Annotated in this window: 11 protein-coding genes; 6 read left to right on the top strand and 5 right to left on the bottom strand. The window is 68.6% G+C overall.

Annotated features, from left to right (window positions below; genetic code table 11):
- Window positions 1-386: 386 nt before the first annotated feature.
- Window positions 387-3,563: an amidohydrolase family protein gene (locus tag AB0J64_RS15730; protein WP_364026637.1), complete on the bottom strand. Its 3,177-nt coding sequence runs from the start codon at window positions 3,561-3,563 to the stop codon at window positions 387-389.
- A 137-nt stretch (window positions 3,564-3,700) separates the two neighbouring features.
- Window positions 3,701-4,300 (bottom strand): hypothetical protein, encoded by a 600-nt coding sequence (locus tag AB0J64_RS15725; RefSeq protein WP_364026634.1) that lies wholly within the window; start codon window positions 4,298-4,300, stop codon window positions 3,701-3,703.
- Window positions 4,301-4,647: 347 nt separating this feature from the next.
- Here AB0J64_RS15725 and AB0J64_RS15720 point away from each other — a divergent pair, with 347 nt between their 5' ends.
- The 4 genes from AB0J64_RS15720 (at window position 4,648) to AB0J64_RS15705 (ending at window position 8,803) form a co-directional block, all read left to right on the top strand.
- Window positions 4,648-5,604 (top strand): D-alanine--D-alanine ligase family protein, encoded by a 957-nt coding sequence (locus AB0J64_RS15720; RefSeq protein WP_364026631.1) that lies wholly within the window; start codon window positions 4,648-4,650, stop codon window positions 5,602-5,604.
- On the top strand, window positions 5,601-7,001 hold the full coding sequence (gene murF / locus AB0J64_RS15715) for a UDP-N-acetylmuramoyl-tripeptide--D-alanyl-D-alanine ligase (RefSeq protein ID WP_364026628.1): 1,401 nt from the start codon (window positions 5,601-5,603) through the stop codon (window positions 6,999-7,001). The genes AB0J64_RS15720 and murF overlap by 4 nt, the downstream gene beginning before the upstream one ends.
- Before the next feature lie 14 nt (window positions 7,002-7,015).
- A complete protein-coding gene (locus AB0J64_RS15710) occupies window positions 7,016-7,708 on the top strand; it encodes an aspartate/glutamate racemase family protein (RefSeq protein ID WP_364026625.1) in 693 nt (230 codons plus the stop codon).
- Between the two features lie 87 nt (window positions 7,709-7,795).
- Entirely contained in the window at window positions 7,796-8,803 is a 1,008-nt protein-coding gene (locus AB0J64_RS15705; RefSeq protein ID WP_364026622.1) for an NAD-dependent epimerase/dehydratase family protein, read from the top strand.
- 6 nt (window positions 8,804-8,809) lie between these two features.
- Here AB0J64_RS15705 and AB0J64_RS15700 read toward each other — a convergent pair whose 3' ends face one another.
- A complete protein-coding gene (locus tag AB0J64_RS15700) occupies window positions 8,810-9,745 on the bottom strand; it encodes a cytochrome P450 (protein WP_364026619.1) in 936 nt (311 codons plus the stop codon).
- Between the two features lie 269 nt (window positions 9,746-10,014).
- On the bottom strand, window positions 10,015-10,242 hold the full coding sequence (locus AB0J64_RS15695; RefSeq protein WP_364026617.1) for a hypothetical protein: 228 nt from the start codon (window positions 10,240-10,242) through the stop codon (window positions 10,015-10,017).
- 772 nt (window positions 10,243-11,014) lie between these two features.
- Between AB0J64_RS15695 and AB0J64_RS15690 the strand changes: the two genes are divergently transcribed.
- A complete protein-coding gene (locus AB0J64_RS15690) occupies window positions 11,015-11,605 on the top strand; it encodes a matrixin family metalloprotease (protein WP_364026614.1) in 591 nt (196 codons plus the stop codon).
- A 10-nt stretch (window positions 11,606-11,615) separates the two neighbouring features.
- A complete protein-coding gene (locus tag AB0J64_RS15685; RefSeq protein ID WP_364026611.1) occupies window positions 11,616-12,377 on the top strand; it encodes a hypothetical protein in 762 nt (253 codons plus the stop codon).
- A 199-nt stretch (window positions 12,378-12,576) separates the two neighbouring features.
- Here AB0J64_RS15685 and AB0J64_RS15680 read toward each other — a convergent pair whose 3' ends face one another.
- A complete protein-coding gene (locus AB0J64_RS15680; protein WP_364026643.1) occupies window positions 12,577-12,873 on the bottom strand; it encodes a DUF6745 domain-containing protein in 297 nt (98 codons plus the stop codon).
- Between the last annotated feature and the right edge of the window lie 25 nt (window positions 12,874-12,898).

Raw genomic sequence — 12,898 nt, 5'->3', positions numbered from 1 at the left:
ATGCCCTGGACCCATCGGGCTGTCCGCTCGACCTCGGCGCGGGTGTTCTCGATGCGCTGATGCTTCAGCACATCGGTGATGATGTTGTCGAAGAACGTGTCGACGAACCAGCGTGTGTCCACTTTGGGCAGGCGGGCACGCGCGGAGACGCCGACGTCGGCGAGTTCGCGGGAGAAGACGTCCAGGGCCCGCTGGGCGTGCCAGGCGGCCTCGTCAGACGTTCCAGCCAGGCGGTGACCGAGCGCCTCATCATCTCGCTTCAGTCGCCTGTCCAGCCACTGGCGCGGTACGGGGGAGTGGAGAAGCTGTCGGGGGAGTTTCGGGGCGTAATAGTCACGGTGCGGCTCAGCACCCGTCAGAAAGACCTCAGCTTATCGCACCCGCGCTCAGTGGTCGTGGCAGCAGGCAGTTCGGGCTCCCTCGAGCTGGGTGGGGTCGTTCCACCAGTGGCTCGCTGTGCTCGGGTGGACGGGGACGCGGTCCTTGACCTTGCCGGAAGGCGCGGAGGCCGCGGGTGTCGCCTGGTCGGTGGTGGTGGAGGACGGGTAAGGCGCGAGGAGCTGCTCGACGGTGTGGTGTCGCCCGCCGACGACGACGGCGGTGACGTTGGCGGCGTCCTCGATGCGGGACAGCGGGTCGCCGTCGATGATGGCGAGGTCGGCGTACATGCCCTTGGCGATCCTGCCCAGCGGGAGGCCGAGGTAGGCCCCGGACGTGCTGGTCGCGGCGGTGAGTGTTTCCCGCGGGGTCAGGCCGTACTTGACCATGGCGCGCAGGTTCATGTGCAGGCTGATCCCGAGGTGATCGATCGGTGCGTCGGTGCCGGCGGTGACCACGCCGCCGCCGCGGATCATCGCCGTGAGCTGCGCGACCTGGTTGGCGAGGTTCGTCCGGACCACCCGGACCGCCGTCGGGTCGGCGGTCTGCGCCGTGGTGACCGTCGCCTGGAGCTGCGCCATCCGCCAGTTCGGGTAGAGCCGGCGGACTCGTTCGTCGGTGACCAGCGAGGTGTCGTCCCTGTAGAGGGTCGAGGAGTTGAACAGGGTGGGGGTTCTGGCCATCTTCGAGGCGTTGAACATGGAGATGACGTCCGAGTAGGCGGAGCCGACGTTCGTGACGGTCCGTGAGTAGCCGAACCGGTTGGTGGCGCCGACGTGCTCGGTCTGGTCGCCGCCCATGGCGATCGCCGGATAGTGGTAATGCGAGCTGACCGGCTTGCCTTGGCGGTGGGCCCAGTCGATGACCTCCCTGTGCCAGACGACCGGCAGCCGCACGTAGCACTTCATCATGTCGTAGTCGAGGGCGGCGGCCCGCCGCAGTTCGAGCCGGAGCTGGTCGTGGGAGTACGTCGGGCGCATGAAGTTGTAGTAGATGCGCGCCCCGTCGATGGCCTCGCCGGTGCCCAGGTAGCGCGGTGCGAGCCGGGCGCCCGACTGCACCGACTCGCGCTCCTCGACCATGTGGTACGCAGGTGAGCCGGGTGAGCGCGTCGTGGTGACGCCCAGGGAGAGCCACAGCGGACCCTGTCGCGATCCGTAGGCGTAGCCCTGCATTTCACGGTGATGGTGGATGTCGATCAGGCCGGGCATGACGAACCTGTCGCGGGCGTCGATCCGGGTGCCGGGCCTTCCGTCCCGGTGCGGCTCGATCGCGGCGATGCGCTGGCCTCGTACGATGATGTCGACGTCGCGGACGACGCTGCCGGAGACGCCGTCCCACATGCGGCCGGCGTGAATGACGACCTGATCGGGGCCGGTGTCGTTGCGCCAGGTCAGCCGCATCGGAATCGACCGGGCGGGCTTGCCGTCGAGGCGCACGCTCTTGAGACGTCCCTCGTTCAGGTAGAGGAGGGCGGCCGAGCCGCCTGCCCAGACGGGGGCGTCGGAGACGTCCCGGGTGACCTGACGGGCGCTGCCGGTGGGTCGTCCGGTCTTGTCGACGGGCAGCACCCAGAGGAGCGATTCCATGGCGAAGGCGAGCATGGTGCCGTCAGGTGACCAGACGGGGCCGTCGTCACCACGGGTCTGCAAGGATCGGTGTGGCGCGGGGTCGATGTACGTGCCGGCGCCCGTGGCCCGGTCGACGAGAAGGATTTTGGACAGTCCCTCACGGTAGCGTCGTGAGTACGGCACCACCGCGGCCAGCGCAAGGGTTCTGCCGTCGGGTGACCAGGTCGGGCGGCCTGGTTCGAAAGTGGCGTCGAAGATCTTCTGGATGTCGCCGGTGGAGACGTCCACCACCCACAGGGCGCCGTCCTGGTCCAGGTAGGCGATCTCCCTGCCGTCGGGTGACCACCGGACCGACAGGGCGGCGGAGTCGGTCAGATGGGTCACCTGCCGGTCGGCGCCCGTGCTCAGGTCGCGGACCCAGATATTGAGGGTGCCGGTGCGGTCGGTGACGAATGCCAGTTGCCGCCCGTCCGGGGAGAAATCCGGGTCGGCTTTCCACCAGCGGTCGCGGAAAAGCGGTTCCGGCGTGCCACCACTGCGCATCAGATAGATGTCGTTGAGCGCGCGGAAGGCGATGGCGGACCCGTCCGGGGACACGGCCGGGCTGCCGATTCCGACGACGGGGAATGACCCGGGCTCGTCGAATACGCGGACCTTCTTCTGGTACTTCGGAGTCGTCGTCGTCAGCGCGGCGGTGAAGCCGATGGTGCCGACGGACGCGGAGTTGAGGCGGCGGACCTTGATGGTGCCTGCGGAGGTGTAGTAGTAGCGTCCGTCCGGGGCGAACCGGGCACGGAACGGGAAGACCTCCTCGCCGGTGACGAGGGTGCCCGCGGTGCCGGCCAGATCATTGGCGCCCGAGTGGAAGAGGTGGTAGGCGAGGTCGGTGCCGTTCGGCAGCCAGGACGGCTGGTGAATGACCTGACCGGCGGGCACCGTGACCGCGGTGGTGCGCGTGCCGGTGGCGACCTCGATGACGTCGATCCTGGTGTCGGCGACGACGAACGCGACCTTGCTCCCGTCGGGTGACCAGGCCGGCTCGTACTCCTCGGCGGAGGTGTCGGTCAGGACGCGGCTCGCTCCGGTGGCGACGTCGAGCAGGTGGATCCCGTAGCTGCCCCCCGCATCGGAGGAGTAGGCGATGGTGCGCCCGTCCGGGCTGTAGCGGGGTTCTCGATGATCGAACGGACCGGTGGTCAACTGCGTGATCGCGGATCCGTCGGGCCGGATGGTCCACAGGTTGAAGACACCGTCGCGGTACGACTGGAACACGATGGTGGATCCGTCCGGGGACCAGTCGGGCTGGGCGATGTCGTACAGATCGCTGGTGAGCCTGCGGGCGGTGCCGCCGGAGGCGGAGCAGATCCACAGGACGCCGAGCAGGTCGAGGGCGAGCAGGCGGCCGTCGGGCGAGGGCGCGACGGCGAAGTCGGTGCCGGAGGCGACGGAGGTCTTACCGGCGTTCCCCGCGACGCCGGCCCTCGCCGGTGAGGCCGGGGCGAGCACCGCGGCGAGGGCGGCACCGCCGCCCGCCAAGACGGCCCGGCGGGACGGGCGTGACATCGATCCGGAGGTGGAGGTGAACACGCTGGGGGGAACCGGTGAGTGAGACATCGGGGACCTTCACTCCACTATTCACGCATGGTCAGATAGCCATCGAGCTGACATCCTTTGTGCTCATTGAGCCCAGTGGGACCTGCTGGACCAAAGTAAGTGCATAGGAATGTACATACGTTGGTCAAAAGAATTGGTCAAGAGCAGCCGGTGGGACGGGATCGCGTCGTGGGCTCGGCTGAGGTGAGGTCCCGCACGGGGGACTGCACGACGTTCGCGTTGAAGTACGGGCTCAGCAACGGGCCCAGCGTCGCCGCCATCAGCAGGTCGCTCGGCTCGATGGCGCGTCGGTCACCGTCGAACGGCACCCCCAGCGTGCTGACCGCGCCCGTGGCCGGGGACCTGATGACGATCTTCAGCATGTCGTCGATGCCGTTGCGGCGCAGGAACGTGTCGGCGAAGTCGCGCTCCGGCTCGGTCGCCCGCAGGCGGAGCTGTCCCAGGGTCGCCACACCGCGGCGGGTCAGGCAGGCGATACCGTCGCGTGAGGCGAACGGATTGTTCAAGCGCCAGCGCTCGACGTATTCCTCCACGAAGTCCGGCCGGAACATGGTGAGGTACTGCTCCTGACCATCGCTTTCCAGCGCCAGATACGCGGGGTTCTCGGCCACGAATGCGTCGATCCACCCGAGATGTACGGCCACAGCCTCGGCCAGCACCGGATAGAGCTCCCCTTCCCGAGCCCCGGCCACGTGCTCCAGCACCTTGATGAGCCTTCGGTATTGCAGCTGTTCCACGGATCCGCCATCGCACTTGTTGATCGCTTCGGGGGAGCAGCCGGCATGGTGGGCTGCGGCGTTCTCGCCTGCTCAAGGATTCCGTAATGGACGGCCGTTCATCCATGACTTGACCAAGGAATCTGCTTCAAAGGCCCATGTCCCGCGACATCCCCGGTCGCGGATGATGGCGGATCCGGCAAATGCCTCAGCAAGATGACGGCGGTCGGCGCGACCGTGACACAACCATGACACGGCGCTGACGAGGCGGGGACACGGTCGGCCGACAGTGGATGGGGTTTGACCGGCGCCTGTTCCCTGGCGATGGGTCCGGCTGTCTCCGTGCCACTGAGGAAGGCTGATTGATCGTGACTGAACGCGTGCGCGTGGCTGTGCTGGCGGGTGGGCCGTCCGCTGAGCATGAGGTCTCGCTGCAGTCGGCGCAGGCTGTGCTGGATGTTCTGCCGCGGGATCTGTACGAGCCCATCGCCGTGATCATCGACCGGCGGGGCAGGTGGCCGGTGGAGTTGCGCCGCGATCAGGTGGACGTGGTCTTCCCCGTGCTGCACGGGCCATTCGGCGAGGACGGCGTCGTCCAGGGTCACCTGGAGACGCTGGGCATCCCGTACGTGGGCTGCGGCGTGCTGGCCTCTGCCGTGGCGATGGACAAGGTGGCGATGCGGCGCACGTTCCTGGCGGAGGACATTCCGGTCACCCCGCATGTGTGGTTCACCGAGCACGAATGGCGCACCGCCACCGACCCCTGGGGTCTGGTGAAGTCGCTCGACTGGCCGATGTACGTCAAACCGGCCGGCATGGGCTCCTCCATCGGCATCTCACGTGTCACCTCCATGGAGGAGCTGCGCACGGGCGTGGAGCTGGCGCTGGCCCACGACCGGGTGGTGGTCGTCGAGCAGGGTGTGACCGCGCGCGAGTTCATCTGTGGCGTGCTCGGCGGCTATGACACGCCGGATGCTTCGGTGCCCGGCGAGCTCATCGTGCCCGGTGACTGGCTCGACTATGAGGCCAAGTACCTCAGCCAGGCCGAGATCGCCACGATCCCTGCCGTGCTGCCGGAACGGGTGGCCGAGGACATGCGGGAGCTGGCCGTGCGCGCCTTCCGGGCGATCGGTGGCTACGGCCTGTCCCGTGTCGACTTCCTCTATGAGGAGGACACGGGACGCCTGTACGTGCTGGAGATCAACACGATGCCCGGCTTCACCGCCCGTTCCGTCTATGCCAGGGCCTGGGCCGCAAGCGGTGTTCCGTACCCGGACCTGCTGCGCCGCCTCATCGACCTGGCGTTCGCCAGGAGCGGCTCATGATCCCCATGACGCTGAACGAGATCGCGCAGGTCGTCGGCGCAAGCCTGCACGACGTGCGCGACCCGCAGGCGCTGGTGACGGCCCCCTCAGCGGTCGACTCCCGCGAGGTGACGCCTGGTGGCCTGTTCGTCGCGACGGGCGGCGCCAACGTCGACGGTCACGACTACGCGGCCGGTGCCATCGCGGGCGGCGCCGTCGCCGTGCTGGCCTCAAGGCCCGTCGGCGTGCCCGCACTCGTCGTCGAGGACGTCCAGCTCGCGATCGGCCTGCTGGCCAAGCACCTGCTCGAACGCATCAACCCGACCGTGATCGGCCTGACCGGCTCCGTCGGCAAGACCACGACCAAGGACCTGCTGGCCCAGGTACTCGAACGGCACGCGGCGACGGTCGCCACCGACAGGTCGTTCAACAACGAGCTCGGGTTGCCGCTCACCGTGCTGCGCGCCGATGCCACCACCCGATACCTGGTGCTGGAGATGGGTGCGGGCCGGAAGGGCGACCTGACGTATCTGACCGGCCTCGCACCGCCCCAGGTCGGGCTGGTGCTCAATGTCGGCACCGCACACGTGGAGCGCATGGGAGGCAGGCTCGCCGACGTGGCCGAGGCCAAAGGGGAGCTGGTCGAGGCACTTCCGGCGGACGGGTTCGCAGTGCTCAACGCCGACGACCCGTACGTCATGGGCATGGTCGGCCGCACCAAGGCCCAGATCCTGTGGTACGGCAGGTCGGCGAAGGCGTCGGTGCGGGCCGAAGACGTGCGGATGGACGATCGGGCGCGCACGGCGTTCGAGCTGGTGACGCCCTCCGGCCGCGCCCAGGTGAAGCTCGACCTCATAGGCGAGCACCAGGTGAGCAACGCCCTGGCCGCTGCCGCCGTCGCCACCGCACTCGGCTTGGGCGTCGCCGACATCGCCGATGGGCTGAACGCCGCACGACGGCGCTCCGCGGGCCGGCTGGAGATCGTCGAACGACCTGACGGCATCACCATCGTCAACGACGCCTACAACGCCAACCCCGAGTCCATGCGGGCCGGGCTGCGGGCGGTGAAGGCCCGGGCCGGCACCCGTCGTACCGTCGCCGTGCTCGGCGCGATGGGGCAGCAGGCGGACGCCTCCCGCGCCCGGCACGCGGAGATGGGCCGGCTCGTCGCCGAGCTCCGCTTCGACGTGCTGATCGCGGTCGGAGCAGGGGATCCGCTCGCGATGGCGTGGGCGGCGGCGTCCTCGAACCAGGGCATGGCCGTCCATACCGTCGAGGACGTGGCCGGGGCCATCAGGCTGGCCACCGCGCTTCTCGAACCGGGAGACGTGGTGTTCGTCAAGGCCTCCAGCGAGATCGGGCTCGGTGCCTGCGCCCGTGCGCTGGCCGGCACCGACCTGCCTGCCGGCACAAGCTAACGAAACGGAGTTTCATGCGCGCCATCGGTCTCATCGGCGGGTTGAGCTGGGAATCGACGGTGATCTACTACCAGATCATCAACCAGCGGGTACGCGAGCGGCTCGGCGGCAGCCATTCCGCCAACAGTCTCATCTGGTCGGTCGACTACACGACCGTCGAGGAGCTCATCTTCGCCGACCGCTGGGAGGAGGTGAGTACGTTGCTGACCGGGGCGGGCAGGAAACTGGAGGATCTCGGCGCCGAGGTCCTGCTCATCTGCAGCAACACGTTCAGCCGAGTGAGCGACGACGTGGCGCGGGCCGCGAGCGTGCCCGTGCTGCACATCGCCGACGCCGTGGGCGCAGAGGTCCGCGCCAGGGGGATGCGCAAGGTCGGTCTGCTGGGCACTCAGTTCACCATGGAGCAGTCCTTCTACCGGGATCGGCTGGCCGCCCACGGCTTCGACGTGGTCGTCCCGCGGCGTGAGCAGCGGGAACTGGTCCATCGCGTGATCTTCGACGAGCTGGTGCGCGGGGTGATCCGGGAGTCGTCCAGGGAGGCGTACGCCCGGGTGGTCGCCGATCTCGCGGACGACGGCGCCGAAGGCGTCATCCTCGGCTGCACGGAGATCGAGCTCCTGATCAGCGAGAAGGACACCGCCATCCCGGTGCTGCCGAGCGCCCGGCTGCACGCGGAGGCCGCGGCCGGCTTCGCACTGGCCGACTGACAGTGGCGTCCGGGGGATGTTGGCCGCGTTGGTGCGCTCGTTCCTGACGCACCTGGGGTTTCGAGTACGGCGGGTTAAGATCGACTGGTGACGGTTCACGACCGAAGTGCCTTCATCATCGGAGGCACGGGGCAGATCGGCCGGGCCACAGCAGCCCGGCTCACCGAGGCCGGCTACGCGGTGACCCTCGGGCACCGCCGGCTCCGTCCGGACGCCGCGGAGCCGGACGGGGCGGTGTCGGTCCAGGTCGACCGGAACGACACCGAGGCGCTGCTCAATGCCCTCGAGGGCCACGATCTGGTCGTGGACACGGTCGCCTTCAGCCCATACCACGGTGCGCAACTCGCCCAGTTGGCCGGCCGCGTCGGCTCGCTGGTGGTCATCTCGACGGGAGCGGTCTACCAGGCTCCCGGCCTGCCGGTGCCGATCCCGGAGACGTGGCCGACGGTCGAGCGCGACACTCACGACTATGCGGCGGGGAAGGCGGCGCTGGAGCGCCACCTGCTGGCGACGCCCGGCCTGCCGGTCAGCATTCTGCGGACGGGCGTGCTGCACGGCCCGTACGGCACATCGCTGGATCACTGGTCGTTCATCAAGCGGGCACTGGACAAGCGGCCGCACGTCGTGCTCGCCCAGGACGGGCAGAGCCGGTTCCCCACCTCGGCGGTCGCGAACGTCGCCGAGTTGATAGGTCTGTGCGCGCAGCACCCGGCGCCCCGAGTCCTCAACGTCGCCGATGACCCGCTGACCGTCGCCGAGATCGGCGCCAGGATCTTCGCTGTCATGGGCCACGAGGCAGAGATCGTCACCTTCCCGGGCCCGTCGCGTCCGGACGGCCTGGGTTTCCATCCGTGGAATGTGCCGGAGCCGATCGTGTTCAGCATGGACAGGGCCCGTGCTGAGCTCGGGTACCGCCATGCCATCTCTTACGACGACGCGCTGCGCCAGGACATCGAATGGGCCGTCGCCGCCGTGGCCGAGGCCGAGGCGGGCGGCGGAGGCTGGCAGGATGTCTTCCCTGATCTGATTGTTCGCCACGGCCCCGACGTCTGGTTCCCCTATGCGGCCGAGGACGCCTATGTCGCCGGAGCGTAGGCGGCACTACCAGGCGACGGGCATCGCGTGCAGCCCGAAGAAAGGGGCATCGTCGGCGAAGGGCAACTCCTCGGCCGCGATCGCCAGGTGCAGCGTCGGCATCCGGGTCAGCAGCGTGCCGAGGGCGATCTGCAGCTCGGCGCGGGCGAGGTTGCGGCCGATGCACTGGTGTATCCCGTAACCAAAGGCGACGTGGTGCTGGGCGGACCGGCGGATGTCGAACTCGTCGGGGTTCTCGAACGCCAGCGCATCACGGTTGGCGGATGCGGCCAGCACCGTCAACCGATCACCGGCGCGGATGTGCGCAGAGCCGATATCCAGGTCGTCGGCCGCGATCCGGTCGAAGCTGACCCAGTCCTGCACCGAGTGGAAGCGCAGCAACTCCTCGACCGCGCCCGGCAGCAGGCCGGGATCGGTGCGCAACGCGGCGAGCTGCGCTGGGTGCCGCAGCAGCGTGAGTACGCCCAGCGAGATCGTGTTCGCCGGTGAGTCGTAACCCGCGAGCAGCATGAGAAAACCGATGTTGATCAGCTCGTCCGTGGTCAGCTCGCCGGTGGGCAGGTGTCTGGCGGCCAGCCGCCGGATCATTCCCTTGTGCGGTTCACGCTCCGCGCTGCTGATGAGTTCCCGCAAATAGCCGCGAACGTCTCTGGACGCCTCGGCCGCCACACTCGGGTTCATACTCGTGACTGACAACATCCGCAGCCGTGACTCGAAGAACTCGTGGTCGCCGGCCGGGATACCGAACAACTCGCAGAGGACCCGCGACGGGACCCGGCGCGCGTACATGCCGACGAGGTCCGCAGGCGCCCCGGCCTCCAGCAACTCGTCGATGGCCGTATCCGCGATTCGCTGGAGCGCCGGCCGCATGGCGTCCATCGGACGGGCGCCGAGCTCTGAGATCAGCAACCGACGGAACCGGCTGTGCTCCGGCGGATCCATGTCGACGAAGAAGCCGTCGTCAGGGCGATCGTCGTCGGGTCCGCGAGGCCGTTCAGGGCGTCCCGTGTTCGAGCTGATCCTCGGGTCACTGAGGATCTGCCGCGCCTCGGCGTGGCGGGTGACCGCCCAGACCGGCGCGCCGTTGGGCAGGGTGGCTCGGACGACCGGCGCGGTGGCACGCATCCGCTGATACTCGTCCGGCGGTGCGAGCGGGCAGGACCGCACCATCGGGAAGGTCGGCGTCGGGGTTATGTCGTGCTCGGATGTACTCATTGCGCTTTCCCGTTCGAGCCGGACATCACCCCGGCGATGTCATCGGAAATGGCGGCGATGGTCGGCTGCGCCCATAGCAGCGTCGCCGATAGCGAGCAACCGGCAACATTTGCCGGGGTGCGATCGTGCGTCCCGTGTGTTGGCAGATGTGGCTGTTCAGGTAGCGCCGATGCTAAATCTGCGGTCCGGAAATTGCTAGTGGTGGCATTTTCCGGATTTGTCATGCATAATCCCTTTCTTTAGTGATCAACGGCGCAGGCTGCATCAGCCGGTCGGCCGCGAGCGCGCGATCGAGCGGCCGACACCTGCGGAGCCCGGCATCTCCCGCATATGGACGCGCCTGAACACACGCGGTAGCGCCGCCTGCTGAGCCGCCACTTCCGGCCCTGAGGCACTCGGCGGCATGGCAGACGGTGGGGGTCAGGAAGCGCGGGCGCAACCCTTTCGAACCATACGGGCATGGCACCCGTACGGGCTGAACTCGGGCGGATGAGGACCGCGTACAAGGAGGCAGTCACAACACGGAGACAGCCATGACCATCAAACGCCCGCTATGCCTCCTGCTCGTCCCGTCCACGGGCTCGCGCACGTTCCGGGGTCTCCACGTCCGCAGGGCGGCATTGGACGCTGCCAGAAAGGCCTGCCACCGATCACGGCCGAACGCTTCGGGACCTTCACGGCTGAGCGTGGTCGCCAGTCCGGTGAGCCGCCGATCGGGGGCCACACCGGCGCTTGCCGCGTCCGCGGACTACCCGAGGACCAGGTCGAGGAGTCTGCCGACGACGAAGTGGGCCTTCTGGGTGAGATGGAGAACGTACGCGATGACATCCGAGCTCCCGGCACCGGGTTTCCACCCGTGGCGAGCAGGGGCGACACTGCGAGCCGGCCCGGGGGCGAATCCGTTTCCGTGCTGACCGGCGCACCTGACGCCAGTTTGATCGCCGCCTGACTTGCGGGCAGGATATCGGGCGTCCGTTTGTCCTTATTTAGGATCACATGTCTTACAGAACGCTACTGCCGCTGCTTGTCCTCGCGGCGGCGGTCACCATGACGGCCGCTCCTGCCGCCGCCAACGGGTTCGGCTCGGAGAACGGCTGCTGCCCCTTCGCCGACAACGCCAAGCACTGGTACACCTCCGAGACGCTGGAGACGCGTACCAAGAGTGCGGCCAAGGCCGCCATGCTGAAACTGGACTCCCAGACCGACATGACCGTGGCCTACGACAGCACCCCCGACCCGAGCACCGACGTCGAGTCGTTCGACCGCTACTACGTCGACTACTGGGACCTGGACTGGGACGGCTCCAGCACCGGCTACAACCTCTTCGCCTACTCGAAATGCGTCAAGAACATCCCGCCGGCCGACAGCACCCAGGCCTGGCGCTGCGACCAGTACGAGGTCCGCTACGACCTGAAGGACATCGACTGGATGAGCACCACCCAGCGGCAGGCGCTGGCCTGCCACGAGATCGGGCACACGGTCGGCCTCGACCACTCGACCGAGTCCGGCTCCTGCCTGCGTACCGGCTCCCACACTGTCACCAAGTACGGCACGCATGACGTCGCCCACATCAACGGCCGCTACTAGGAGACCGGCGATGAGACACCTCAAACTCCTCACGGCCGTCGCCGCCTTCGCCGTCCTTGGCGGCTGCGCCCAGGCGCCTGCCGCGAAGCCGGCGACCCCCTCCTTCTGGTCCCAGCTCCACGCCGACAGTGGGACCGGCGAGTACCTCTTCGACTCCCTCGACGACGTCACCCCGGGTGCCAAGCCGTCCGGCGTGTTCCGCCCGGCCGCCGCGATCGTCGAGGGCACGGTCGTCGGCGTGGAGCCGGGCATCGCCTACGCGTCGGGCGACGACTCGGTCACGCCGCGGGTCGTGCCCTACGACAGCGAGGAGGCGGCGATCCGCTGGGCCAGCGTCGTCATCAAGGTCGACAAGGTCCACGCGGGCAAGCTCGCTCGCGGCTTCGCCTCGGGCCAGATCCGGCTCAGGATGGAGCAGCCCGCCGGTACGACGCTCGACGGGCTCCGCGCGTCCCTCGGTACGGCCGGGCGCGGCATCTTCTACGTCGACAGCGCCCTCGACCGAGCCAGGCGGCGGCCCGCCTCACAGGCGGCCCAGGCATACCAGGCGAACGTCCAGCTCCCGATCGGCCAGGGTGTCTTCATCGAGGAGAAGCCCGGCACGCCGCTGATCGCCCCGCTGGCCGACAGGGAGCGTGCCGCCCAGCTCCTCGGCGGCGGCGCGCAGACGAGAAGCGTAGGGGCAGACGCTACGACGCTGGCCCAGCTCCGTGGCCGCGCCCAGCACTCAGCCTGCGAGACAGGCACGGCGACAGACCAGTCCACCTGCTGACACGCTTCCAGGAGGGGCCGAAGCGGTACGACGGTGCTCCCAAGGGGTGCCTTGCGCCGCGCTGCCCCTCCTTGGGGCACCCGGACAGGATGGGGATCTCGGCCTGCCGGTCGAGGTGCTCGTCGAAGGTGACGCCGAACGTGGCGATGGCCTGTTCGATGGTCAGCATCTTCTGGGCTCCTTCGCCGGTGGGCGGGGGTCAGGATCGTCGTTGTGCCGCGGCGTACTGCGCCGGAGTGAGGCCGTAGGTCCAGGCGGCGGCCTGGAGGGGGTCGCTGCAGTCGGCGGGGACGGTGAGGCCGAAGCGGCGGCGGGTGCCGTCCCGTTCGACGGTGCCGTCGGTGCACAGCAGGACCCGCACGTGTGTGGTGTAGATGCCTTCGGGGACGTCGTGCAGGGTGAGGGTCTGGCCCGGGTTGCCGGGGTCGGGCACGGCGGGCCCGATCTGGGCCAGGCCGGCCTCGGCGATGAAGCGGTCCCAGCCGCGGCGTTCGATGGCGCAGCAGGCTTACCTGCTGTTT

Origin of the sequence: Nonomuraea sp. NPDC049695 (genome assembly GCF_040674955.1) — a bacterium.
Lineage (GTDB): Bacteria > Actinomycetota > Actinomycetes > Streptosporangiales > Streptosporangiaceae > Nonomuraea > Nonomuraea helvata.
This window is presented reverse-complemented; position numbering and strand designations above follow the sequence as displayed.

What these genes read in the sequence shown, in the direction of transcription:
- AB0J64_RS15730 (WP_364026637.1), bottom strand. Translation starts at nt 3,563, where the DNA reads ATGTCTCACTCACCGGTTCCCCCCAGCGTGTTCACCTCCACCTCCGGA.
- murF (WP_364026628.1), top strand. Translation starts at nt 5,601, where the DNA reads ATGATCCCCATGACGCTGAACGAGATCGCGCAGGTCGTCGGCGCAAGC.
- AB0J64_RS15710 (WP_364026625.1), top strand. Translation starts at nt 7,016, where the DNA reads ATGCGCGCCATCGGTCTCATCGGCGGGTTGAGCTGGGAATCGACGGTG.
- AB0J64_RS15700 (WP_364026619.1), bottom strand. Translation starts at nt 9,745, where the DNA reads ATGGATCCGCCGGAGCACAGCCGGTTCCGTCGGTTGCTGATCTCAGAG.
- AB0J64_RS15695 (WP_364026617.1), bottom strand. Translation starts at nt 10,242, where the DNA reads ATGACAAATCCGGAAAATGCCACCACTAGCAATTTCCGGACCGCAGAT.
- AB0J64_RS15690 (WP_364026614.1), top strand. Translation starts at nt 11,015, where the DNA reads ATGTCTTACAGAACGCTACTGCCGCTGCTTGTCCTCGCGGCGGCGGTC.
- AB0J64_RS15685 (WP_364026611.1), top strand. Translation starts at nt 11,616, where the DNA reads ATGAGACACCTCAAACTCCTCACGGCCGTCGCCGCCTTCGCCGTCCTT.